Raw genomic sequence first — 24,580 nt, 5'->3', positions numbered from 1 at the left:
GTCGCGGCGCCTTACCCGCCAGCAACAGACACAGCGCAATGCTTGCGAACGTCTGAAACACCACGCTGGGGGTGATGCGCTTGCCCCACCCACCTACCCTATACCGTTAGCCGACAGTGGAAGCCGGCAACATCAAATCGGCGACCAACCCTTCGGTTCGCCATGTCCGCTGGATGCTCCCCCCGGCAGATCGCACGATGCGGTCCACCATGTCGCTGCCGAAACCTTGCCGCCCTGGGGACCCCGAAATCGGCGGCCCGCCTGTTTCCATCCAGGTGATTGTTAGCGCTTCCCCGCTGGCCGCCCAGCGGACCCTAACATTGCCCTCATCAGCGCTAAGGGCCCCGTATTTTATAGAGTTCGTCGCGAGCTCATGAAGGAACAACGCGAGCGTCGTCAGGGTATTGCCACCTATTGAAACCGGATTGCCGGCCAACGCGCATCGGTCTCCATAGGGCTGCAGCACTGAACCGACGACCGCCTGTAGATCGACTTCGCTCGGCTGCCCGTCTTGGCTATCGCCCCCCATAAACGCGGCATCCGATGCCCGCGCCAGCGCCCCCAGCTTTTGCCGCAGAATGTGGGTGGCGGTATGCGCCGCACTCACTTCAGCCGCCTCTTTCTCGGCGATATAAATGAGCCCTGAAACCACAGAAAATACATTTTTTATGCGATGTTGCATTTCTCGGGACAGCAACTTCTCGCGCTCGATCGCCTCCTGTAATTCTGTTTCGAGCCGGGTTTTCGCGGTCACGTCTCGCGAAACACACAGAATCGATGAAACGGCGCCGCCAGCGTCAGTAATCGGCGTTAGCAGGTTATCCCAATACCTCACCCCGGCCGGTGACAGGCTTTTCCCAAAGAAGCGGGCGGTCCGCCCCTGGCCGGCTTGCTGAAGTGCTTCCATTGCTTGCGGATGAACGTCCTGCGCAAGCAACGGAAGCCATGGCAGCCCAAATTCAGAATCTTCGGGAACATTCAGGGCCAGGCACCCTGCTTTATTCATCATCAATAACTGGCCGCCCACCGATAAGACCTTGATGCAATCGGGTGTGGCATCGAGCATCGCCTTTTGCAGCGCGTACGCCTCGGCGTAGGAACGGTTTTTTGAAAAAACAAGCCGCGCGTAGGGTCCCTCATCTGACTCCGCCATCGTTCACCCCTCGCCCTGCGTATCGGTCGGATCCAACACCCCCGTTTTTTGCAGCATACTCCCACACCCTTGCGCTTCGCACGCCCCTATATCGCTGTAAGCGGTCGGGAAAACGCCAGGTAGCCCAAGAGAAAGACACTGCGAATCAGGGAAGTAGGCCCACGCCGGCAATGACTCAGGTGGCGCTCATGCTGCAACAGCCTTTGCAGCATGGCCTGGCCGCTCAGCTACCCTTCTGCGGATCGTGGAGCTTATCGCGGATCCACAGCGCTGGGATGACCCCGCACAGCAGGTAGGCGGCGCCCATGACCACGAAGCCCATGCCGATGGAGACCTCTGAGGCCAGCACGCCGATGATCGCCGGGGCGAACGCGGCGATCACCCGGCCACCATTGTAGGCCCCGCCCACGCCAGAGCCGCGCACGCGGGTGTCGAAGCTCTCGGTCATGTAGGTGGCCACCACGCCGACCGGGATGCCGTAAAGAAAGCCGAATGCCACCAGCAGGTACAGGATGTTCCCCGCTGAGTGCAGGTACACGATAGCCGGCAGAAAAATCGCCGTGCCCAGCGCCCCGAATACGAAGGTGGCGCGCCGCCCAAAACGGTCGGCGGCCATGCCGGAGAACACCTTGCCGAAGATCATGGCGGCGTAGGTGCCCACCATATAGCCGGTCATGGCTTTGAAGTTCATGTGCAACTCGCCTTCCAGGTAGGACGGCATCCAGTTGTTGGTCCCGTAGTAACCGAATTGCATCAGGCCCGCGGTCAAGGTCCAGAGCAGCAGCATGCGCCGTGCGGCGGGGTCGCCCAGCAATACCCGTAGAGCGTCCTGGCGCTTCACCGCAGCCGCCTCGCCGCTGCGCCGCAGCCGGTTTTTTTCCGCGTGGGCTGCTAGCCAGGCCGGTGGCTCGGGTACCAGCGGCTTGGCGAACAGGGCCAGGGTCACCGGCAACACCGCCACGAAGAACAGCCAGCGCCAGCCATGCCCGGGTATGATCGCGCCCGCCAGCACCGTCGCGACCAAGTAGCCCACGGTCCAGCCCGCCTGCAGGGTGGCCAGCACGGTGGTGCGGTAGCGGGTCGAGACGAACTCGGACATCAACGTATTGGACGCCACGAACAGCGACCCCAACCCCAGCGACGAGAGGAAGCGGACTGCCGCGAACTGCCAATAATTGTGGGTAAGGCCCAGGGTCGCGGTGCCCAGCGAAAAAATAATCAGCGTCCAGAACACCACCTTGGCGCGGCCAAAGCGGTCACAGGCCCAGCCACCGTATAGTCCCCCGATGGCCATGGCCGCCAGGGTGATGCTACCCAGGCTGCCCGCTTGAAACGGGGTTAAGCCGAACTCCTGGCGCAAGCTGCCCAGGCTGTACGACAGCAGCATCAAATCCGCACCATCGGCGAGCAGGCCGAGAAAGCAGAAGCAGAACACGATGACCTTGGTATGCCGCGGGATGACGGCCGCCTGCGGGGCGGCCTGGGCGGTGAGGGTGAGGCTGTCCATTATTGTTGTGTCCTCTGAAAAATAGATGACGGCGATGGCCCAGGTCGGGCCCGCTCATGCCTTGGCCAAGTCGCCCAGGCGGCCGCGGATGATGGCGCGTGCCTCATCGACGATGCGCGCGATCAATTCGTGGCAGGCCGGTATGTCTTCGATCAGCCCCTGAACCAAGCCGGCCGACCATACCCCGGCGTCTATATCGCCCGTCTCGTACACCTGGCGGCCACGCTGGCCGCTGACCCACTCGGCCAAGCCATCGAAACCCACGCCCTGTGCTTCGCTGGCGGCCACATGCTCGCTCACCGCATTGCGCGCCACCCTCACGCTGTTGCCCAGGCTGCGCAGGATCAACTGGGTGCCCTGCTCGCTGCCCTGCACCAGGCGTGCCTTTACGTTCGGGTGCACCGGGGCTTCGCGGGTACACAGAAAGCGCGTGCCCATGCTGATCGCCTCGGCACCGAGTGCCAGCGCCGCCACCAAGCCGCGGCCGTCGGCAAAGCCTCCACAGGCAATGACCGGAATGCTCAAGGCGCGGCTGGTCAGGGGAATCAGCACAAGGCCAGGAATATCCTCCTCCCCGGGGTGGCCAGCACACTCGAAGCCATCGATGCACACCGCATCCACCCCCAACTGCTGGGCCTTGAGGGCATGGCGCAGCGAGGTGCATTTGTGGATGACCTTCACCCCGCCGGCCTTGAACGCCTCGATATGCGCTTGGGGGTTGCTACCGGCGGTTTCGACGATACGCACCCCGCCTTCGATGATGGCGTTGCGGTAGTCGTCATAGGGAACCGGTTTCAGCGTGGGCAGCAGGGTCAGGTTCACCGCGAAGGCCTGCTCGGTGAGCGCCTGGGTGCGGCGGATTTCCGCGAGCAAGGCCTCGGGGCTGGGCTGGGTCAAGGCCGACAGCGTACCCAGGCCGCCAGCGTTGGCCACCGCGGCCACCAGCTCGGCGCGGGCGGCCCATTGCATACCGCCCTGCATGACCGGATGGGCCACGCCGAACAGGCGGGTGAAGCGGGTTTCGAGCAAGGCCATAGCCACCTCCTGTGGGTCAGACCGGGTCCCAGGCGAACACGTCTTGGCTGCGCTCCAGGCTTACCAGGCTCGGCCGCAACGCGGGCAGCGCATGTTCGGCGATGCTTTCTGGCGTCCACCCGTCGCTGCGCTGCAGGCTGCGCAGCGGCCGGCTTTGGCTCATCAGGAAGAGTTCGTTACGGCGGGTGGCGAAGACCTGGCCGGTCACCTCGTGAGCCGCGTCCGAGGCCAGGAACACCGCCAGTGGCGCGTTCTTTTCCGGGGTCATCTGCTGCAGGCGCTCGACCCTCGCCTTTTGTTCGGGGGTTTCGGCGGGGATCGACCCGGTCATGCGGCCCCAGGCGAAGGGCGCGATGCAATTGGAACGCACGCCGTAGCGTTGCATGTCGAGGGCGATGGTCTTGGACAACCCGAGGATGCCCAGCTTTGCCGCCGAATAGTTGGCTTGGCCCACATTACCGACCAGCCCGGAGGTGCTGGTCATGTGCACGAAGGCGCCGCTTTGCTGGGCACGGAAATGCTCAGCGGCGGCGCGGCTGACGTAAAAGCTGCCATTAAGGTGCACATTGACCACGGCCAGCCACTGCTCTGGGGTCATTTTGTGGAAGATCGCATCGCGCAGGATGCCAGCATTGTTGACCACCACATCCACCCGCCCGAAGCTGTCCAGGGCGCATTCAACGATGCGCTGGGCGCTGGCCCATTCAGCCACGCTGTCGGTGTTCACCGTGGCTTCGCCGCCAGCGGCGCGAATGAGTTCACAGGTGTGCATGGCAGGCGTCTGCGAGCCGCCTTCGCCGTCCAGGGAAACGCCGATGTCGTTGATCACCACCTTGGCCCCAGCCGCCGCCATGGCCAAGGCGATGGCTTGGCCGATGCCATTGCCGGCACCGGTAACGATGGCCACTTTACCTTCGATGAAATGTCCTGCGCTCATAGGTGCTACTCCTTCTTGTTAGGGTGTGGGCGCTCAGCCGGGCAGGCCGAGCACTTGCCGGGCCAAAATGTTGCGCTGGATCTCGTTGCTGCCGCCGTAGATGGTGGTCGGCAAGGACTGGATGAACAGCCCCGCCGGGTAAAGGGCAGCGTCCTCGGCCAACGGGTCGAGTAGTGCGGCATCCTCACCGGCCACCTCCAGGGCCAGTTCACAAATGGCCTGGAACAGTTCGGATTGGTTGATCTTCAGCATCGACACCTCAGGCCCCAGCGCCTGCCCCTGGCGCAGCGCCTCGGCGAAGCGCTCGTAGAGCGCGCGGTGGGCATCCAGGCGCAGGCGCAACGCGGCATGGCGTTGGCGATAGGCCTCCTGGTGTTCGATACCGCCGAGCCGGGCGAGGCGCTCCAGGCGTTCCAGGGCATGAGTGGACTGCTTGGGCGAGCCCAAAAAGATACGCTCGAAGCCCAACAGCGCCTTGGCCATGCTCCAGCCTTGGTTGACCTCCCCAACCAGGTTCTCTTTGGGCACGCGCACGTCGGTGAAGAACACTTCGGAAAATTCGTCGTGCAGGTCCAGGTTGAGAATGGGCCGTACCTCAACGCCGGGGCTGGCCAACGGCACCAGCAGAAAGCTGATGCCGGCCTGCGGCCGCGCTTGGCGGTCGGTGCGCACCAGCATGAAAATCCAGTTCGAATGCCCGGCCATGGTGGTCCAGATCTTTTGCCCATTGACCCGCCAATGGTCACCGCAGTCCACAGCCTCGGTGCGCAAGCTGGCGAGGTCGGAGCCGGCATTGGGCTCGCTGTAACCCTGGCACCAGAAGTGCTCGCCGGCCAAAATGCGCGGCAAGTAGAAGGCTTTCTGGGCCTCGCTGCCAAAGCGGATCAGCAAGGGCCCGAGCATGGTCAAGCCGCTGTCGGGCAACCGGGCACAGCCGTGCCGCTCCCACTCTTCCATGTAGATCAGTTGTTTGGCCGCCGAAAGCCCCATGCCGCCATGGCGGGTGGGCCAGCCCGGTGCCAGCCAGCCGCGCTCGCCCAACAAGCGATACCACGCGCGGCTTTCTTCCAGCCCCAAACGCCGCCGCGGGTTGCGTAAGTGCGCGGGGTAATGGGTTTCGATCCATTCGCGCAGCAGGCCCCGGAACGCCTCGTCGCTCATGCTTTCGTAGTCTTCGTGTAGTGCGTTCATGTCGCTCATCGGTTAGGCCCCCGTGAAGTTGGCCGGGCGTTTGGCCAGGAAGGCCGCCTTGCCCTCGGCATGGTCGGCGCTCAGGAACAGTTGGCTTTGCAGTTCGCATTCGCGCTCCAGCAGCGCCTCCAGGCCCTCGGCCAACAGGGCTTTGGTCAAGGCCAGGGGCAGCGGCGCGCGGTGGGTCAGGGCTTCGGCGCGGGCCAGTGCCACTTCCAGCGCCTGGCCCGGCGCTGCCAACTGGTCAACCAGGCCGATGCGCAATGCCTCGCTGGCTTCAATAGGCTCGCCGTACAACAGCAACTGCCGGGCCCGCGCCACGCCGACTCGCCGGGGCAGCGTGTGCAGGATGCCCAGGTCGGGCAGCAGCGCCACCGCGCCGAAGTTGGCCGAAAAACGCGCCGCCTCGCTGCACACCAGGCTGTCGCAAGCCAAGGCCACGCCCAGGCCACCCGCCGCAGCCCAGCCTTCCACCGCCGCGACCACCGGCGTGCCCATGCTGCACAATTGGCGGATCAGCCGGTGGCTGCGGCGCATGCGGGTGCGCCCTTCGGCGAGGCGGGTCACGTCCATGGAGCCGATATCGCCCCCCGCGCTGAAGTGGCCGCCGGCACCGGTGAGCACCAGGGCACGCACCTGAGGGTCTTCGTCGGCCGCCACCAGCGCCTCGTAGAGCCGCGCGCGCAGGTCGGGAGACAGCGCATTGCGCCGCTCCGGTACGTTCAAGGTAAGAATCGACACGTTGCCGCGCCGCTGCTCAAGCAAATGGTCAGCCATTGAAAGCCTCCTCGGCGATCAGCCGCGCATAGCCTTGGCGGTAGCCGCCCTGGGTGCCCCAGGCCGAGGCAGCCACCAACACGCGGCGCAGAAACAGGCCGATGTCGGCCTCGTCGGTGTAGCCGATGGCGCCATGCAGTTGGATGGCCTCGCGGCACACCCGCAAGGCCGCATCACCGGCCTGGACTCGCGTGGCGTAGATGCGCCGTTGCGCCTCGCCAGGCGCAACGCTACGGTCGAGGCACGCGGCGGTTTCTTCTACCAGCGCGCGGCTGAGTTCGATCTGGATGTGCAGGTCAACCATGCGGTGCTGCAGGGCCTGGAAGCTGCCGATTTCCCGCCCGAATTGCTTGCGCACCTTGAGGTAGTCGAGGGTTCGGGCGAATGCGCCCTGCATGCAGCCCAGCAGGTAGGCAGCAACGCCCAGGGCTGCTTCGTCACGCACCCGCCTCAGTTGCTCCGGGCTTGATGCCAGGCGCTGCGCCGGCACGCCGTTCAAGGCCAGCGCAAGCACATGGCCGCCGTCTTGGGTGGCCAGCGCTTGGCCTTCTAGACCCTGCGCGTCTACCAGCCAGGCGCTGTCCTCGTTCATCAGCAGCCAGCCGTGGGCCGCCTTGCCCAGCGACACCTTGGCCTGCCCCAGCAGGCGGCCTTGGTGATCGGCTACCAAGCCCGCGCCGTGCCCTGGCAATACCAAGCGCTCGCCACGCAGCACAGGCTCGCGCCATTCGGCCGGCAACAGCGAAACCAGGCACGCCACCTCATTCAGCGGTTCGGGGGCCAGGCCCTTGCCCAACTCCTCTAGCAGCGCCACGTATTCGCACAGGCCCAAGCCGCTACCGCCCTGTTCCTCAGCCAGGCGCAGGCCAGGCCAACCCATCTCGCACACCAGGGCCCAGGCCTGGGCATCCAGACCGTTACCAGCAAAGCGCCACGCCCGCACCCGGCGCAAGTCGCCGTCGGCGGGCACCAGCGCGGCGGCGCTGTCCCTGAGCATGGTCACGCGCTCGCGGCGCTCGGCGAGGTCAACGTCATGCATGGGCTCGTTCATCAAGCACCCTCCTGCCCGGCCAAGGTCAGCCGGCCGTTGTTAAGCACCACTTGGTCCCGCTCCAGTACCCGTGTACGGAACGAGCCATCGCTCCAGATCTCGGTGCGCAGGGTTTCGCCGGGGTAAACCGGCGCCGAAAAGCGCACCTGCATGGCCCGCAGTAGCTCGCTGCGGTAATCGGCAAGCTCGCGGAACACCGCATGGAAGGCCACGCCCAGCGTGCACAGGCCATGCAGGATGGGCCTTTCGAAGCCGGCGCGGCGGGCAAACGCTGGGTCGGCATGCAGGGGGTTATCGTCCCCATTAAGGCGGTAATAAAGGGCCTGCTCGGGTCGCGTGGGCGAGTCGACTACCCGGTCGGCGGCACGTTCGGGTATGGCATGGGCTGGCTGTACCGGGCCCGTCGGGGCCCCGCAGCCACCATCGCCGCGCAAAAAGGTGGTGCTGGAGGTCACCGCGATGCATTCGCCAGTGGCCGCGTTTATCAGTTCCTTATCGCTGTAGAGCAAGGCGCCCTTGCCCACGCCCTTGTCGATAATCGAGGTCACCCGAGTGCGCCCGATGATCTCGCCCTGCACCGGTAGCGGCCGCCGCCAGGTTACGCGCTGCTCGCCCAGCACCAGGCGCAGCGCGTCTACGCCTGTGTCTGGGTTGCCCAGCCAGAAGCCTGGGTAGGCAAGCACCACGGGCATCAACGGGAACATGCGAAAGTCTTGCGCCGGGTCGACGAAGTTCAGTGCAGGCCGGTCGGTGGGGTTTTGGCCCAGGCCGACGGACAGCGCATAAAAGGCCACGTCTCGGCGGGTGAGCGCCTGGCGGACGTCGGGTATCGGGTAAGCGAGCAACTTCTGCGGGTCAAGGGGCATGGTGCACCTCGCAGGTTTCGATCACCGCATCGGCGGCGAAGGCGCCTTGGCCTTCTGGCAGCGCCAACACCGGATTGATGTCTACCGAGGCCAGGCCCGGCCCAGCGCGCCAGGCGAACTCAGACAACCGGGCGAGCATCCGCGCCAGGGCCTGGACGTCCACCGGTGGCCGCCCACGTGCGCCAAACAGCAAGGGCGCGCCGCGCACGCTGCGTATCATCGCCAGGGCCTCAGCCTCACCGAAGGGGCAACGGCGCAGGGTTACGTCTTTGAGCACCTCGACGAAGATGCCGCCCAAGCCAAACACCGCGAAGGGGCCAAACAGCGGGTCGTGCTGGATACCCATGAAACACTCCACGGCCCCCTGCACCTGGCGCGCCACCAGTACGCCGTCGACCTTGGCCGCCGGGGCGTGCAGGCGGGCGCGTTCGAGCAGGGTGGCGAAGCCTTCGCGCACCGCCTCGGGCGAGGCCACGCCCAACAGCACACCGCCGATGTCCGATTTGTGCGCAATGTCGGCCGAGGCGATCTTCATCACCACCGGCCAGCCGACCTGGGTGGCGAAAGCCACCGCCGCCTCTGCATCGTCGAGCACGCGCTCTTCGACCCCGGCGATGTCGAACTCGGCCAACAACGCCTTGGCCTGTGCCTCGCTCAAGCGGCCGGCCGGTAGGTCGATCGGCGGCTGCGCCTCGCGCACGGGCAACGGCCGGGCAAAAGCATCGCCCAGCCGACCCATGGCATGGATGGCCGCCACCGCTTGGGTGGGGTCTTCGAACAGCACGAAGCCTTCGTCTTCATACGGTTGGTTCTGGGTGGCATCGCCGATCAGCGAAATCACGAACAGCCGATCCGGGTGGGCGCGCTTTACCGCCGTCAGCTCAGCGAGCAGGCGCGGCGCGATGGACGGCACGGTGCCGGCCTGGCTGAAAAAGGCCAGGACCGAGCGGTAGCCGCCGTCTTCGATCAGCCGGGTGGTGAAATACCCGGCCAACGCCAGGTCGTTGAGCACGTGGGCAGTGAAGTCCACCGGGTTGATGGGCGAGCAGAACGAAAGTTTTTCCTTTAGCGCCACTTGGGCTGGCTCGGGCATGGGTGGCATCGGCAAGCCCAGTTCTTCGGCGGCATCGCTGACGATGATGCCGGCACCGCCGCTGATGGTGACCATCCCCAAGCTGTTGCTCACCGGGTAAATCCGCCGGGTCGCGGTGTAGGCCAGGTTGAGCAGCTCGGCGCTGCTGTTGGCCCGCACCACTGCATAATCGCCCAACAGGGCGTCGAACACGTTGTCATCACCGGCCAGGGATGCGGTATGGGACAGCGCCGCCCGTTTGCCCAGGGCGCTGCGCCCGACTTTTTGCAAAATGACCGGCTTGCGCGCCCGGTGCGCGGCTTCCAGGGCGGCGATGAAGCCTTCCGGCTCGCGCACCGATTCGGCATACGCCACCACCACATCGATATCCGGGCTTTGCACCAGCCAACCGATGGCGTCGCCCAAGGTGATGTCGCCTTCGTTACCGGTAGACGCCATGATCGGTGTGCCCAGGCCGCGTGCCCGGGCCAAACCCAGCATGTGCGCGGCATAGGCGCCCGACTGCGAGGCGATGCCTACCCGGCCGGGTAAGGGAAACCCCCGCTCCAAGCCCGAGGCGAAGCTGCCGTAATAGCCGATATTGGCGTTGAATACCCCGGCGGTGTTCGGCCCCAGCAGGCGCAGGTTCCAGCGCTTGGCCTCGGCGACGATACGCTGCTGCAGGGCCTCGCCCTCGCCGCCCACTTCACTGAAACCTGAGGAAAACACCAAGGCGCTGCGGGTTCCCTTGCGGCCCAGGGCGCTCAGAGTATCCAACACCTGCGCGGCGGGCACGGCGATGATGGCGGTATCGGGGGCCTGGGGCAATGCCTCGACGCTTGGCCACGCCGGCAGGCCCTGCACTTCCTGGCGGTTGGGGTTCACCGGCATCAGCAGGCCGTCGAAGCCCTGCCGAAGCATATAGGCGATGGGGCGCCCACCGATGCGGGTGGGGTCACTGGAGGCGCCGATTACCGCGACCGAGCGCGGCATCAGCAAGGGTGTGAGGCTGGCGAAGCGGTCCCCGGAGGGTGGCGGGGCGTGGTGGCTAGATGAAGTCATGCCGGTGCACCTTGGTTGCGAAGGGATAGAGGAAGGGTTCAGTGGGCCGCGGCACTGCCAAGCACGGCGGTGACCTGGCTCGACAACGTTCCGCCGTTGCCGTGCACCAGGGCTACCTCGGCCTTGGCCAGCTGCCGCGCGCCAGCGGCGCCGCGCAGTTGGGTTACGGCTTCGAGGATCAGGAACAGCCCATACATGCCCGGATGCACGCACGACAAGCCGCCGCCGTTGGTGTTCACGGCCAAGGCACCGCCCGGGGCGATGCGCCCGCCTTGCACGAAACGGCCGCCCTCACCCTTGGGGCAGAAGCCCAGGTCTTCGAGAAACAACAGCGTGTTGATGGTGAAGGCGTCGTAGAGCATCACCAGGTCGAGGTCGGCGAGCCCTACCCCGGCCATGGCCAAGGCGCGCGGGCCACTTTCGGCGGCGGCGGTCACGGTAAGGTCCGGCATGGCCACGATGGAACGGTGCCACTGGGCACCGGCCGCGCCCAAAAAATACACCGGTGGCGCCGGCAGGTCGCGGGCGCGCTCGGCGCGGACCATCACGCAGGCAGCGCCGCCATCGGTTACCAGGCAACAATCGGCGCGGCTGAGCGGGTCGCTGACCATGCGGCTGGCGAGCACATCATCCACCGATAACGGCCCATGGGCGAAGGCGTCGGGGTTGAGGTTCGCCCATTGCCGGGCGGCCACCGCCACCTCGGCGAGCATCGCCCGGGTGGTACCGTATTGATGCATGTGGCGGCTCGCGGCCAGGGCATAGCCGGTGATGGGGTGCCTGGGCCGGTACGGCTGCTCATGCCACTGCGGTTCGCTCATCGACACTAGCCGCCCACCCGCGCTGCGCTGGTTCGAGCCGTAGCAAATCAGCGCCGCATTACACAGCCCCGCTTGCAGCGCCAGCGCGGCCTGCAACAAATGCATTTCGAAGCTGGCGCCGCCCACGTTGGTGCCGTCGAAGAAGCTTGGGCGCAACCCGAGGTACTCGGCCACCGACAGGGTGGGAAAAGCGTGACTGCTGGTGGCGGTGAACAGGCCATCGATGTCAGCCAAGGCCAGCCCCGCATCGGCGATGGCGGCCAAGGCGGCTTGGCCGAGCAGCTCCATGGCACTGTAGCCGGGGGCTTCACCGATGCCCGCCTGGCCGATGCCAACGATGGCCGTTTGGCCGCGCAGTAGGGTACTCATGGCTGTACCTCGCCGAGGCAGCGGAACACCACGGCGGGATGCTCGCCCAGCACCTGCACCTCGGCTTTCAGGCGCGTGCCGATGGGCGCGGCCAGGCAATCCACCAGGCAGGCCATCATTCGCGGCCCCTCATCGAGCTGTACCAGGATGATGTTCCGATCACCCTCCCGGGCATGGTCGACGGTGATGGCGTAAAGGGTGCCCAAGCCGCTGGCGGGCACCCATTCCAAATCCGCCTCGCCGCTGCCGGGCACGAGCACCCGGGGGTAGAACACATGGCGGCCAGTGGCGCGGCTACGTTGCAGCATGAAACGGCCTTCGCGCAGGAATGCCTCGTAGGTGGCCTGGGGGCCGACGCCCTGCGGGTGCATGGCTGTCATTCGCATCCTCCTGGTTGTTATTGTGAGGGTTTGCGGTGGGTTCCCGGCGGGGGTCGGCATGGTATCTTCCAGGCCGCCGCATCAGAACCTATACTCAGCATACATTCAGAATACAGAATATCAATCCCTATAGTGAAAAATACCGATGGATGATTCGAACACGCGCAGTGGCAAGCCAGGCGCAACCAAGGACGTCGGGGCCGTGGTCAATGCGATCCAGATCCTGCGCCATCTGTCTCGCAGCGCTGCACCGGAAGGTGTGGCCGCCATTGCCCGCGGCACGGGCATAAGCCCCAGCAGCGCCTTCAACATTTTGCGTACGCTGGCCAACGAACAGTGGGTGGCCTTCGACGAGCAGCGCAAAACCTATCAGTTGGGCCTGGGGCTGTCGGAACTGGCGGTGAGCTTCATCGGCTACAGTTACGCCGACCTTATTCAGCCCGAACTGGAACGTGTGAGCATCAACCACCGCATCTTGGTTATCCTCTGGCAGGTCACCGGCGACAACCACATCACCGCCATCGCCCGGGCCCTGCCGAATGCCGCCCACGTCGACGTGCGCCTGCAAACCCGGCTGCCCGAGCTGGTCGGCGCCAGCGGGCGTTGCATCGCGGCCCTGCGCGACCTACCGCAAAGCGAGTTGCGCCGGCGTTTCGCCCGCCTGCATTGGGAAAACCCGCCCACCTTCGAAACCTACCAACACGAGGCCGCCTTGGCCCGCGAGCGCGGCTGGGCGGTAGAGGAAGGCAACCTGTACCGAGGCGTGTCCCTGGCCTCGGCGGCCGTCGCCGACCAACACGGCCAGCCGCGCTTCGTGCTGTCGGGCATCGCCATCAGCGCCCAGCACGATCGCCCCCAGCTTGAAGCCATCGGCGAGGCCCTCAGCCAAACAGCACAGTTTATTGGGCGGGCGCTGTTCCCCTTGCAGCGTTCAGATGAATAAATGCCATTCAGGAATTGCCATACCAAGGCCGCAGCGCCATCCTGCTTCGGCAGTAACGAATGCCACAGCCTGGCGCGTGCTTGAACGATGCACGGCACCTACATATGCCATGGCGCGCCGCGGCTGGCGGAAATTGCGCCAGAGCCGCCTACCGCCGGGTGCGCTTACGCACCCTCCAGCGCCTGCAGCATGCGCGCCACACCTTCTTGCAGCAGCGCCCGCGGGCAGCCGAAGTTCAAGCGTACGAAGCCCTGCCCGGCCTGGCCGAAATCGGTGCCGGCGCTGAAAGCCACCCGCCCCTTGTCGAGGAAGAACCGCTGCGGATCATCCAAGCCCAAGCCCCGGCAGTCGAGCCAGGCCAGGTAGGTGGCCTGCGGCAGGTGCATGCGTATCGCCGGCGCGCGCTCGGCCAGGGTAGCGGCCAGCCAGTCGCGGTTGCCCTGCAAATAACCGAGCAGTTGCTCCAGCCAAGGTTCTGCCTGGCTAAAGGCGATGCGGGTGGCCTCCAGGCCTAGCACGTTGACGCTGTCGACCATGCCCTTGTGACCCTGCTGGAAGCGCCGCCGCAGTTCCGGGTCGGTGATCACCGCGAAAGCGGTTTTGAGCCCGGCAATGTTGTAGGCCTTGCTCGCCGACATCAGGGTGATGGTGCGTGCGGCGATTTCAGGGCCAAGGCTGGCGATCGGTACGTGCCGGCGGCCCTCGAACAGCAGGTCGGCGTGGATTTCATCGCTGATGACCAACACACCCTGCTGTTCGCAAACCTGGGCCAATTGCAGCAGCTCCTCGCGGCTGTAGGCCTTGCCCACTGGGTTGTGCGGGTTGGACAGCAACAACACGCCGGCACCGTGTAGGGCACCGGCGAGCGTATCGGGGTCGCAGTGCCATTGGCCGCTGGCGTCAGCCTCAAGGGTGACCACGCGCTGTTCCAAACCCCAATGGGCCGCGGCGGCACGTAAGGGCGGGTAGTTGGGCACCTTCACCACCACCGGTTTATCGGCTGGTGCCAGGGCCCCGAGCGCCATATTGCAGCCCGGCACCACGCCGGGCAACGGCACCAACGCGGCCTCGCTGACCACCCAGCCGTAGCGGCGCTGCAGGTAGGCGACAACGTCGGCGCGCCAGGCTGCGGTGGCGGTGGCGTACCCCAGCGCGGGGTGGCCCAGGCGTTCACGGATACCATCGATGATCACCGGGGCGGCAGCGAAGTCCATATCTGCCACCCACATGGGCAGCACATCGGCCGGGTAGGCACTCCATTTACTGCTGTCGGTGCTGGCACGGGGCAATACGGTGTCAAAAAGCGCGTTCATGGATTGGCTCGCTTATTCGATGGCCAGCGGCATCATGCTGCGGGCGTCTAGTATGGTGTTACAGAAGCTGGCTGCAGCCTTTTTGACGATGCCCTGTGCCGCCGGGCTGCGTTGCCGCACCTCGCCCGTAGTAACATTCTCACGGCAATGCTTATGCAAACTTCTGAAACACCACACCGGGGCGAATAGGTTACCGGCCATGACGACGGCAGGCCAGCACGGCGCAATACACTGAACCTAAAGCCAATGGCGTTCGCTATTCGCCGCCCAAGGGTGGCCCAGCGTTGTTACACTTTGCAAACTATCCGTCGCGCTAAGGCCCCCGCTTGAGCACCGCTACCCCTGCCGAACGCCCCAGCGCGTTGAAAATTGCCCTGCTCGGGGTGCTGCAAATCCTCTCGTGGGGCGGCTCGTTCTATTTATTGGGCGTGCTGGCCGACCCTATCGTCGCCGACACCGGCTGGCCGCGCCAGGGCGTGCTGGCCGGCGCCTCCCTCGGGTTGCTGGTCGCAGGGTTGCTGGCGCCGCTGTGTGGCCGGCTGATCGCGCGCATCGGCGGCGGCACGGTGCTGGCGAGCCATGGGTTTTTTCTCAGCGCCGGGTTGTGGCTGATGGCTGTGGCGCCATCCCTGCCGGTGTTCCTGCTGGCCTGGGCATTGATCGGCGCCGGCATGGCAGGTGGGCTGTACGACGCGCTGTTCACCTCGCTGGGGGCCACCCACGGGCTGGCGGCACGGCCGATTATCGTAGGCGTCACGTTGATTTCCGGTTTTTGTACCACGTTAATGTGGCCATTGCTGGCGGTGCTGGCCCACACCCTGGGCTGGCGCCTGACCTGCGGCGCCTATGGCGTGGTACTGCTGGCCATTTACCCGCTATACCGCTATGCCCTGGTGGCGCCGCCGGCTGCCGCGGCGGCCCACCACGCGCGCGGGCACGGCCACCCGGCGCTGGCGCCCTCCATCTATTGGCCGATGACCCTGCTGTTCGCCCTCGCGGCGGCGCTGATGACCTGCATCTCTATCGTGCTGCTCACTGTGTTGCAAGCACGCGGTCATAGCCTGGCATCGGCCATCGCCCTCGGTGCGTTGATTGGCCCGGCGCAGGTGTTGTGCCGTATCGGCGACCTGGTGTTCAAGCGCCAAGCGCCAATGGCCACCGCCCTGCTCTCCAGCGGGCTCACTGCCGTGGGCCTGCTGGTGGTGGACTTCGCCCCCGCCTGGGTGGCATGGGGGTTGGTGTGCTATGGCGCTGGTAACGGCTTGCGCGCCATCGTCAAGAGCACCTTGCCGCTGGTGGTGGTCAACCCGGCCGACTACGCTGAAGTGTCGGGGCGCATGGCACGCCCGGCGCTGATCGCCCAGGCCTTGGCGCCACTGGCGTGTGGTTATTTGATCGCCCACCTGGGCAGCGAGGCGATGATCGACCTGATGGCCACCCTGGCGATCCTGGCCTTTTCGCTGTGCCTATGGCTGGCCTGGGTGGTGGCCAGGGCGGCGCGGGCCCGCGAGCTGCAGTGATACTAACGGCGGCCACCGCCCTTCACAACGCGCCCGCCACGGGCATTATCCAGTTCCTCAGCCAACTGTGCGAGCAACTGCGCTGCCGGCAGGGCGCGGGCCAATGGCGCGCCCTGCCCGGCCCACTGCACGGCAAATGCGTCGCTGCCCTGGACACCGGCGGCGGCTACCAGGGCCTTGGCTGCATCGTAGGTGTTGGGGTAATCCGGTAATGGCGGCGCAGTGGGGCAATCGACCTCGGTAAACCAGCGGTTCACCAGCCCCCGCGCCGGGCGCCCGGATATGGCCGCGGTGATCGCCGTGCATTCGGCGCGCGGCGAACGCAGTGCCTGGCGGTAAGCGGCGTTGGCGGCAGACTCGGGGCACAGGATGAATGCCGTGCCCATTTGTACACCTTGCGCGCCCAGGGTAAGGGCGGCTTGTATGCCAGCACCGTCCATGATGCCACCGGCGGCGATCACCGGCAGCGATACCCGTTCGGCCAGGCAACGGACCAAGGCAAAGGTACCCAGGCGGGTGTCTTCGCGCGGTTCGAACACCCCACGGTGGCCACCGGCTTCAACCCCCTGGGCGACGACGGCATCCAGGCCGGCCTGCTCGATCAACCGTGCTTCGGCCAAGCTTGTCGCCGTTGCCAGCAACACAATGCCCTTAGCCTTGAGCGCATCGATAAAGGCCTGCGGTGGCAAACCGAAATGGAAACTCACCACGGGCGGGCATAATTCTAGTAGCACCTCCAGCATGGCTGGGTCATTGGCAAAGCTTTTATAGATTTCGGCCAACTGTGCCGGTGGTTCGGCACCGAACTGCGCGAACAACGGCCGCAGGTGCTCCAGCCATGCCCGCGCCCGCACAGCGTCGGCCCGGGCCGGGCGGTGGCAGAAGAGGTTAGCGTTGAAGGGCTTGGCCGTGAGCGCGCGGGTTTGCTGCAGCATGGTACGGGCCTGTTCCGGGCTACAGGCGCCCAGGCCAATGGAACCCAGACCACCGGCGTTCGACACGGCGGCCGCAAGCGCCGGGGTGGACACACCCACCATGGGCGCCTGGATCACTGGCAGTTGTAGGTTCAGCCATTGAACATCGGACATCAACCTGCTCCTGGAGGGTCAGTTAATGAGTTTTTGCCGGTTGCGATGCGCGGCCACCTTGTGGCGGTTCCCGCACAGCGCCATGCTGCACCAACGCCGCCGCTGGGCCTTGGTGCGGTCATAGAACCATAGGATGCAATCGGGGTGCTGGCATTGGCGTACCCGGCGAAAGTCCCCTTCTACCAGCAACTGCGCGGCCGCCTCGGCCATTGGTGCCAACGCTTGCGCCAGCGTTGGTGGCCCGCCCACCCGATACAGGGTCACGCCCCCGTCGGCCGCCCAGGCCACCTGCGGGTAGCTGGCAGCGTGGCGCAAAAAGCCGTTCAACGGTGCCGGGTCAGCCGGCTCACCGGCCTGGCGGCGGCAAACCAGGGCACGGACCGCCTCCCGCAGGGTGCGGGCCTGGGCCAACAGTTCGCCTGGGTTATACGTAGCAGGGAGTGCCAAGGTCATTCCCAGGCGTTCGCACCAATGCAGCACATCATCGGCGCTGCGCCATTCATCCTGCGCCTGGCCGTCGACCTGGCTCACCGTGTTGAGCATGTCGAGCACCGGGTGGTCGGCGATCACGAAAGGTTCGGCGGGGTTTTGGTGCATGTACACAAGCTCCGAAAACGAAAGGGCGGTAACTTTTATAACTCATAATGACAGTTACCCGCAGGCGAAAAGCTTATATTAGTAACCGTTCATTATGTGTTTTATAGGTTAACTAAAATATATTTGTCGGTTTAATAACCTATAAATAGCGTTAAAAAGGTTACAGCAGCAGTGCATGGCATCGATAGGTGCATGCCGAGGCCTTACGCTTGGCGTAGCCCAAAACACTTTCGTAATGACCTAACAGCACCCGGTTGCCCGACCGGGTCGCCTCAGCAGGGCCAGCCGGCGATCACGGCGCGGAATTTGCTAAATACCGGCCTATACGTCGCCGCAGAGCGCCGCCACCCCCCATGTTGCGCTCTTGGCTACGTCGAGGGCGCTTTTCGAACGCCCCCTTAAGGGCCACTGCCGATAATCCACCAAAGACATCGTTCACGGGAGTTCGCGCATGGCAACCACTGCACACGGGCCGGTTTCGCCGGCCACCTTACGCAAGGTGATCGCCGCCTCGGCCATCGGCAATTTCGTGGAATGGTTCGATTTCGCCGTTTACGGCTTTCTCGCAACGATCATTGCCAACCAGTTCTTCACCAGCTCCGCACCCAGCGTGGCCTTGCTCAAGACCTTCGCCGTGTTCGCCGTGGCATTCGCCTTGCGCCCGTTGGGCGGGGTGTTCTTTGGTGCATTGGGCGACCGACTGGGACGCAAGCGCATCTTGTCGTTGACGATTTTGTTGATGGCGAGCGCCACCACGGTCATTGGGCTGCTGCCGACCTATGCCAGCATCGGCCTGCTGGCGCCGGTGTTGCTCACGCTCACCCGCTGCGTGCAAGGTTTTTCGGCCGGCGGTGAGTACGCCGGCGCCTGCGCCTACTTGATGGAGCACGCCCCACGGCACAAGCGCGCCTGGTACGGTAGCTTCGTGCCGGTGTCGACTTTCTCGGCCTTCGCCTGCGCAGCGGTGCTAGCCTACGTTCTCGATGCCAGCCTGTCGCCCGAAGCCATGAGCAGTTGGGGCTGGCGGGTGCCGTTCCTGGTGGCCGCCCCGCTGGGCATCGTTGGCCTGTACCTGCGCTGGCGCATGGAAGAAACCCCAGCATTCCAGGCGGCCCTTGCCGAAGACAACGTGCACGCGCACTCGCCGCTGAAGGAAACCCTGAACAACCACGGCGGTGCGATTTGCTGCCTGGGGGCGTTCATTTCGCTGACGGCACTGTCGTTCTATATGTTCACTACTTACTTCGCCACGTATTTGCAGGTGGTGGGCCACTTAAGCCGTGCCCAGTCGCTGCTGGTATCTACCGTGGCGCTGCTGTTCGCCGCCGCCGCCTGCCCGGTGGCCGGGGCATTCTCCGATCGCGTGGGGCGGCGTAAAACGGTCGGCTTTACTTGCCTGTGGTTGATTTTCACGGTATTCCCGGCCTATTGGCTGGCCAGTTCCGGCTCGGTGGGCGCGGCGATATTCGGGGTTATCTTACTGGCCATCGGCGCATTGCTGTGCGGGGTGGTAACCGCGGCGTTGTTGTCGGAAACCTTCCCCACCCGCACCCGCTACACCGCAGGCGCAATCACCTACAACATGGCCTATACGATCTTCGGTGGCACCGCGCCGCTGGTCGCCACCTGGCTGATCGACCTGACCGGCAGCAACCTGGCACCGGCCTTTTATCTGGTGCTGATCGCTGTGCTAGCCATGGCGGGCGGCCTGGCCCTGCCGGAAACCTACCGCATCTCCCTGCACGGTGAGGCCGACGACGGAGCGACCGCCGCTGCCCAGGTCGCTTAGGCAGGTTTAAGGTTAAGGGGCGACGCCCAGGGCGCTTTTGAGCTGGGCTTCGCTGAGCACCCCGCTGGTGGCCCCGCCTGGCAAGCCTTCGTTAGCTCGCGCCAGTGGCAACAGCACCGGTATGAACCCTGCGTCGCGCACCAAGCGGGCACCTACTTCACGGGCCTTGGCATCATCCGCAAACGTGGCGATTGCCACCGGCCCGCCGCTTTGGCGGTGGGCCTGGCTTTTCATCGACCCGTAGCCAATGGCATTGAAGGCGCGCACTAACCGCGCGCCCGGCAGGTAGCGCTGGTCGGCGCTGGCCACGCCGTCGGCCAGGGCTTGGCGGCCCACCTCGCCATCGCGCCCACTAAAGGGGTTGCTGGTGCTAAGTACGACTTTGCCCTGGAATGTGCCCCTACCCTGTTCACTGATCGCTGGCATGGCCGCATAGGGCACGCTCAGCACGATCACATCGGCATAGGCCAGCGCATCGGCGACAGAGCCTGCCCGCGCATTGGCCCCGGCGGCCTTGACCAAGCCGGCCAGTTCATCGGGATGGCGCGAGGCAAACATTACCGGGTGGCCGGCCTGCGCCCATAACGTACCGAGCGTACCGCCCACGTTGCCAGCGCCGATAACGCCGATTTTCAGGGGCTCGGCCAGCGCTTGGGTGGTGCACAGCGCAAGCCCTGCGAGTGCGAGCAGAAGGGTTTTAAGCATGGTGTGCGGCTCCCGTTGGAGATCGGTTCTACGTACTGACACCGTAGTAAAACCTACCGCCAAACGAAAGGTGCGCAGCATCCGCTGCGCACCCCAAGCTTGCATTGATACGCAGGCAGCGTTTTACAACCCAGCCGGTCAGGTAATCGGCGCTGGGTTGAACAGCACGATATCGTTGTGCAGGCGATGCTGCTCGGCCCAGGTTTGCTTGCGGCCGCTGGCCACATCCAGGTAGTAGTGGAACAGCTCCCAGCCCAGTTCCTCGATGGTCATGCGCCCGCTGGCCACACGGCCGGCGTCGATATCGATCAAATCATGCCAACGGGTGGCCAGTTCGGTACGGGTGGCGACTTTCACCACCGGTGCCATGGCTAAGCCATAGGGGGTACCACGGCCGGTGGTAAACACGTGCAAGTTCATGCCTGCCGCCAGCTGCAAGGTGCCACAGACAAAGTCGCTGGCCGGGGTGGCGCAAAAAATCAAGCCCTTACGATCGACCCGTTCACCTGGGCCGATCACGCCATTGATAGCGCTGCTGCCGGATTTCACGATAGAACCAAGGGCTTTTTCAACGATGTTCGACAAACCACCCTTTTTGTTACCGGGCGTGGTGTTGGCACTGCGGTCGGCGGCGCCGCGGTCGAGGTACTTGTCGTACCAGTCCATCTCACGCACCAGTGCGTTAGCCACGTCGAGGTTTTCCGCGCGGGCGGTGAGCATGTAAATGGCATCGCGCACTTCGGTGTTTTCCGAAAACATCACGGTGGCCCCCGCACGCACCAACAGGTCGGCGGCATAACCCAGCGCGGGGTTGGCGGTGATGCCACTGAAGGCGTCGCTGCCGCCGCATTGCATGCCCAGGATCAGCTCCGAGGCCGGCACGGTTTCACGGCGGCGTTGGTCGAGTTTTTTCAGGCGCGTTTCGGCCAGCGCCATGATCTGCTCGATCATCTCGTTGAAGCCGTGGCTGGAGTCCTGCAGGCGGTACAACCAGGGCTCGGAGAGGTCTACCGACGGGTCACCCTCATGCATCACCTGCCCGGCCTGCAGTTTTTCGCAGCCCAGGCTGATCACCAAGGCTTCGCCGCCCAGGTTGGGGTTGCGCGCCAAGTTGCGTACGGTGCGGATCGGGATGTAGGCGTCGCGAGCGTTGATCGCCACGCCGCAGCCGTAGCTGTGGGTCAAGGCGACTACGTCGTCTACGTGCGGGTAATTGGGCAATAGCTCCTGGCGGATGCGCTTGACCGCGTGTTCGAGCACCCCGGTCACGCACTGCACCGTGGTGGTGATGCCCAGGATGTTACGCGTGCCCACCGTACCGTCGGCGTTGCGATAGCCTTCGAAGGTGTAGCCTTCCAGCGCCGGCAGCGCTGCCGGCACCGCGTCGGCCATGGGCAGGCTGTCCAGCGCCGGGGCCTGGGGCATTTTCAATTGGTGCTCCTGCACCCAACTGCCCTTGGGCAGCTCTTTGACGGCATAGCCGATCACTTGCCCGTAGCGGCGCACGGGGGCGCCCTCGGGGATGGTGTGCAGCGCCACCTTATGGCTTTGCGGCACGCCCTCGATGGTGGTCAAGCCATCGGGAAACACACTGCCTTCGCCAACGCCTTGGTCGTTGACCACCACCACCACGTTGTCATCTTCATGCAGGCGTATGTAACGCGGCGAGTCGGAATGTTCGATCAGTTGCATGGGGAGCTCCCCTGTCTTTTGTTATCAGGCTTGTACGGGCTGCGAATCGACCACCGGCTGGCCATCGGCGTCATGCAATTGCACACGGCGGATGGGGCCAACGATGAACAGGTAGCTGAGCACGGCGACCAACGCATTGGCACCCACGAACACCAAAGCCCATTTGAACGAGCCGGTGGCGCTGATTAGGTAACCAATTACGATGGGGGTGGTAATCGAAGCGATGTTGCCGAACATGTTGAACAGGCCGCCGCTGATGCCGGCAATCTGCTTGGGCGCTGTGTCGGCCATCACTGCCCAACCCAGCGCCCCGACGCCCTTGCCGAAGAAGGCCAGGGCCATCAGGCCGACGACCAGCCAGTCCAGTTGCACATAATTGCAGACCACCATGCTGGTCGACAGCGCCAGGCCGCAGACGATCGGCAACTTGCGCGAAAACGTAAGGCTATGGCCACGGCGTAACAGCCAATCGGAAATAACCCCGCCCAGCACGCCACCGATGAACCCGCAAATCGCCGGTAACGAGGCGACGAACCCGGCTTTGAGGATGGTCATGCCGCGCTCCTGCACCAGGTACACCGGGAACCAGGTCAGGAAGAAATAGGTAATGCCATTGATGCAATACTGGCCCAAGTAAATGCCGACCATCATGCGGCTGGAGAGCAACTGGCGGATGTACCCCCACTGCGGCCCGCCGCTTTTCTTGCCGACTTGGTCCATGTCGACCACACCGCCGTTGTTGCGGATCAGGTCGTACTCGGCCTGGCCCATCATCGGGTGGTCCTTGGGGTTATGGATGAGCTTCAGCCATACCAACGAGAACAGCACACCGAGCACGCCCATCACCATGAACACGTGTTCCCAGCCCATGGAGTGCACGATCCAGCCCATCAGCGGGGTGAACAGCACGGTGGCGAAGTATTGCGCCGAGTTGAAGATGGCCGAGGCAGTGCCGCGCTCCTGGGTGGGAAACCAGGCCGCCACGATACGGGCGTTGCCCGGGAACGACGGTGCTTCGGCCATGCCGACCAGAAAACGCAGGGTGAATAGCGCCATCACCGCCGTGGCGACCGGCAAAAAGCCCACGAAGCCTTGCAAGATGGTAAACGCCGACCAGGTGAAGATGCTGAACGCATACACCCGCTTGGAGCCGTAGCGGTCGAGCAGCCAGCCGCCAGGGATCTGCGCAGCGACATAGGCCCAACCGAAGGCCGAGAAGATGAAACCGAGCGTGACCGGGGTTACCCCCAGATCTTTCTGGATACTGGACCCAGCGATAGAGATGGTGGCGCGGTCGGCGTAGTTGATCGTGGTCACTACAAAGAGCAAAAACAGGATCAAATAGCGCACGTGCGTGTTCTTGTTCGCATGCATGCAGAAAAACTCCCACTTGTTATCGTTGTGCGGGTAAGGCCAACAGGCTCACGGTCGAGGCCGTGTTCTGCGATACGTTATCGTACAACTAAGCCAGGCGCTAGAGGGTGCGATGTTTTTTCATCCGCCAAGGCAGCCCGCCCATTCGTCGTAAAACGAGGCGAAAATAGGCGATCATGGCGCCCATCAGCACCTTTTAAACACTACTGAGCAGCAACGACAGCACGTCGCTCGCTTGCCGCCAAGGAGGGCGTGGCCCCTGCTAACTGGCCCAGCAATTGTGTACCTGTACGATGACGATTGTATTAGGCTGGACAAGTTCCCTGCGCGGGTCTATGTTCGCGCTTTGGGAAAGGCGCCATGGATGTGCCCGACACGTCAGTGGCCGGTTCGAGGGAGTACGAAGGTGAAGATCATGCCAGTGCTGGCTTTGACGCTAAGCGCCCTATGGCTGACCGGCTGTAGCAGCCCTGAAGCCCAGTGGCGCTATGTTGAGTTCGACCCCCAACATGCCAGTGCCGATTATGGTGGCCTGAGCAAGTTCACCCTGGCCAAATCCATATTGCTGCTGCAACCACCGAGCGAGCCCGGTACAGCTGCCGCCTTGCTATCACTACCAGCCGAGGCCGAAGGAGCCCACACCCAGTTCGGCTTCCAGCCGGTGGTGGGCACACCAGTGATGCAACTAAGCACCCTTGACAGCACCCGCCTGGTTCACCGCCTAAGCCTGGCGCAGGCCGCCGTACCGGCTGCAACCCGGGCAGCCACACCGGTGGCGGTGCCGGCCAGCATCGACCGCGCAACCGCGAAGCCCAGCGGTGCGCGCCTGGCGCTGCCACTGGCGGTGGACGTACAACGCTTGCTCAACGAGCCACGCCGTGAAGCTGGCACAGCCTATGGGGTGGTGGAGAACTCCGGTAACAAAGTGGCCCTGGAATTGGCCTATGATGCGGTGCCTGCCGATACCATCGAAACCCGCCTGCTCGACTTGGCCAAGGCCTCGGGTATTTACTTCTATTCGGCCTGCCGTACCGCCACGCTCACCTTTCTGAGCGTGCCGTTCAAGCACCAGCAATACACCGTGACCGTCGCAGACCCGAACTTCGTGCAAACCGTAGCGTTGGACACTCACGGGCAAATCACCAGCCACAGCAGTTGTGGGGTGGATAAAGACGCTGGCAGCACCGAGGACCCTGTCGCGCTGGCCACCTTGAACCGAGCCGTGGCGCAGGCCCGCAGTGTCGCCCGGGCCTGGGACACCTTGCCCATGCCAAACCCGGCGCAGGCGCAGGCCGAAGCCAGCCCCATGCCCCCCCCCCCCGCCGCCGTGCGCAAGGC

21 protein-coding genes are annotated in these 24,580 nt (G+C 64.6%); 4 read left to right on the top strand and 17 right to left on the bottom strand.

The features are described 5' to 3' along the window. Positions 1-106: 106 nt before the first annotated feature. From HAQ05_RS11705 to HAQ05_RS11655, 11 genes are all read right to left on the bottom strand, one after another. Positions 107-1,153: a PAS domain-containing protein gene (locus HAQ05_RS11705; protein ID WP_190420673.1), complete on the bottom strand. Its 1,047-nt coding sequence runs from the start codon at positions 1,151-1,153 to the stop codon at positions 107-109. Between the two features lie 223 nt (positions 1,154-1,376). Then, entirely contained in the window at positions 1,377-2,660 is a 1,284-nt protein-coding gene (locus HAQ05_RS11700; RefSeq protein ID WP_190420664.1) for an MFS transporter, read from the bottom strand. Between the two features lie 54 nt (positions 2,661-2,714). Beyond that, positions 2,715-3,695, bottom strand: a complete 981-nt coding sequence (locus tag HAQ05_RS11695; protein ID WP_190420662.1) for an NAD(P)H-dependent flavin oxidoreductase — start codon at positions 3,693-3,695, stop codon at positions 2,715-2,717. A 16-nt stretch (positions 3,696-3,711) separates the two neighbouring features. Then, positions 3,712-4,632 carry an SDR family NAD(P)-dependent oxidoreductase gene (locus HAQ05_RS11690; RefSeq protein ID WP_190420660.1) on the bottom strand — a complete coding sequence of 307 codons (921 nt, stop codon included), beginning with the start codon at positions 4,630-4,632 and terminating at the stop codon, positions 3,712-3,714. Between the two features lie 33 nt (positions 4,633-4,665). Then, positions 4,666-5,823 carry an acyl-CoA dehydrogenase family protein gene (locus HAQ05_RS11685; RefSeq protein WP_202988059.1) on the bottom strand — a complete coding sequence of 386 codons (1,158 nt, stop codon included), beginning with the start codon at positions 5,821-5,823 and terminating at the stop codon, positions 4,666-4,668. Between the two features lie 12 nt (positions 5,824-5,835). Continuing rightward, on the bottom strand, positions 5,836-6,600 hold the full coding sequence (locus tag HAQ05_RS11680) for an enoyl-CoA hydratase/isomerase family protein (RefSeq protein WP_190420656.1): 765 nt from the start codon (positions 6,598-6,600) through the stop codon (positions 5,836-5,838). Next, on the bottom strand, positions 6,593-7,651 hold the full coding sequence (locus tag HAQ05_RS11675; RefSeq protein ID WP_238936509.1) for an acyl-CoA dehydrogenase family protein: 1,059 nt from the start codon (positions 7,649-7,651) through the stop codon (positions 6,593-6,595). The genes HAQ05_RS11680 and HAQ05_RS11675 overlap by 8 nt, the downstream gene beginning before the upstream one ends. Beyond that, positions 7,651-8,517: a MaoC/PaaZ C-terminal domain-containing protein gene (locus tag HAQ05_RS11670; protein WP_190420654.1), complete on the bottom strand. Its 867-nt coding sequence runs from the start codon at positions 8,515-8,517 to the stop codon at positions 7,651-7,653. The genes HAQ05_RS11675 and HAQ05_RS11670 overlap by 1 nt, the downstream gene beginning before the upstream one ends. Beyond that, complete coding sequence (locus HAQ05_RS11665) at positions 8,507-10,651, bottom strand: acetate--CoA ligase family protein (protein WP_190420652.1); 2,145 nt, start codon at positions 10,649-10,651, stop codon at positions 8,507-8,509. Before HAQ05_RS11665 ends, HAQ05_RS11670 begins: the two co-directional genes overlap by 11 nt. A 38-nt stretch (positions 10,652-10,689) precedes the next feature. Further along, a complete protein-coding gene (locus HAQ05_RS11660; RefSeq protein WP_190420650.1) occupies positions 10,690-11,841 on the bottom strand; it encodes a thiolase in 1,152 nt (383 codons plus the stop codon). Continuing rightward, entirely contained in the window at positions 11,838-12,221 is a 384-nt protein-coding gene (locus HAQ05_RS11655) for a Zn-ribbon domain-containing OB-fold protein (protein WP_190420648.1), read from the bottom strand. The genes HAQ05_RS11660 and HAQ05_RS11655 overlap by 4 nt, the downstream gene beginning before the upstream one ends. 145 nt (positions 12,222-12,366) lie before the next feature. Here HAQ05_RS11655 and HAQ05_RS11650 point away from each other — a divergent pair, with 145 nt between their 5' ends. Beyond that, positions 12,367-13,164, top strand: a complete 798-nt coding sequence (locus HAQ05_RS11650) for an IclR family transcriptional regulator (protein WP_190420639.1) — start codon at positions 12,367-12,369, stop codon at positions 13,162-13,164. 164 nt (positions 13,165-13,328) lie between these two features. On the opposite strand, the gene HAQ05_RS11645 is transcribed toward HAQ05_RS11650, so the two are convergent. Next, entirely contained in the window at positions 13,329-14,477 is a 1,149-nt protein-coding gene (locus tag HAQ05_RS11645; RefSeq protein ID WP_190420637.1) for a MalY/PatB family protein, read from the bottom strand. Between the two features lie 326 nt (positions 14,478-14,803). On the opposite strand from HAQ05_RS11645, the gene HAQ05_RS11640 reads away from it, so the two are divergent. Next, entirely contained in the window at positions 14,804-15,997 is a 1,194-nt protein-coding gene (locus tag HAQ05_RS11640; RefSeq protein ID WP_190420635.1) for an MFS transporter, read from the top strand. Positions 15,998-15,999: 2 nt separating this feature from the next. Here HAQ05_RS11640 and HAQ05_RS11635 read toward each other — a convergent pair whose 3' ends face one another. After that, a complete protein-coding gene (locus tag HAQ05_RS11635) occupies positions 16,000-17,085 on the bottom strand; it encodes an NAD(P)H-dependent flavin oxidoreductase (RefSeq protein WP_190420633.1) in 1,086 nt (361 codons plus the stop codon). Between the two features lie 18 nt (positions 17,086-17,103). Continuing rightward, entirely contained in the window at positions 17,104-17,682 is a 579-nt protein-coding gene (locus HAQ05_RS11630; protein ID WP_190420631.1) for a CGNR zinc finger domain-containing protein, read from the bottom strand. Positions 17,683-18,133: 451 nt separating this feature from the next. Here HAQ05_RS11630 and HAQ05_RS11625 point away from each other — a divergent pair, with 451 nt between their 5' ends. Further along, the gene (locus HAQ05_RS11625; RefSeq protein ID WP_190420623.1) at positions 18,134-19,471 is read left to right on the top strand and encodes an MFS transporter; all 1,338 of its coding nucleotides are present in this window, start codon (positions 18,134-18,136) and stop codon (positions 19,469-19,471) included. A gap of 12 nt (positions 19,472-19,483) precedes the next feature. On the opposite strand, the gene HAQ05_RS11620 is transcribed toward HAQ05_RS11625, so the two are convergent. The 3 genes from HAQ05_RS11620 to HAQ05_RS11610 form a co-directional block, all read right to left on the bottom strand. Beyond that, complete coding sequence (locus HAQ05_RS11620; protein ID WP_190420622.1) at positions 19,484-20,176, bottom strand: NADPH-dependent F420 reductase; 693 nt, start codon at positions 20,174-20,176, stop codon at positions 19,484-19,486. 138 nt (positions 20,177-20,314) lie between these two features. Next, positions 20,315-21,868, bottom strand: a complete 1,554-nt coding sequence (gene garD / locus HAQ05_RS11615) for a galactarate dehydratase (RefSeq protein WP_190420620.1) — start codon at positions 21,866-21,868, stop codon at positions 20,315-20,317. 24 nt (positions 21,869-21,892) lie between these two features. Continuing rightward, positions 21,893-23,242: an MFS transporter gene (locus HAQ05_RS11610; RefSeq protein WP_190420618.1), complete on the bottom strand. Its 1,350-nt coding sequence runs from the start codon at positions 23,240-23,242 to the stop codon at positions 21,893-21,895. 415 nt (positions 23,243-23,657) lie between these two features. On the opposite strand from HAQ05_RS11610, the gene HAQ05_RS11605 reads away from it, so the two are divergent. Beyond that, a partial coding sequence (locus tag HAQ05_RS11605; protein ID WP_190420616.1) for a hypothetical protein occupies positions 23,658-24,580 on the top strand: 923 nt, incomplete at its 3' end.

It is taken from the genome of Pseudomonas typographi (assembly GCF_014694385.1).
Lineage (GTDB): Bacteria > Pseudomonadota > Gammaproteobacteria > Pseudomonadales > Pseudomonadaceae > Aquipseudomonas > Aquipseudomonas typographi.
The sequence above is the reverse complement of the archived record's forward strand: the minus strand, read 5'-3'. Positions and strand labels throughout refer to the sequence as shown.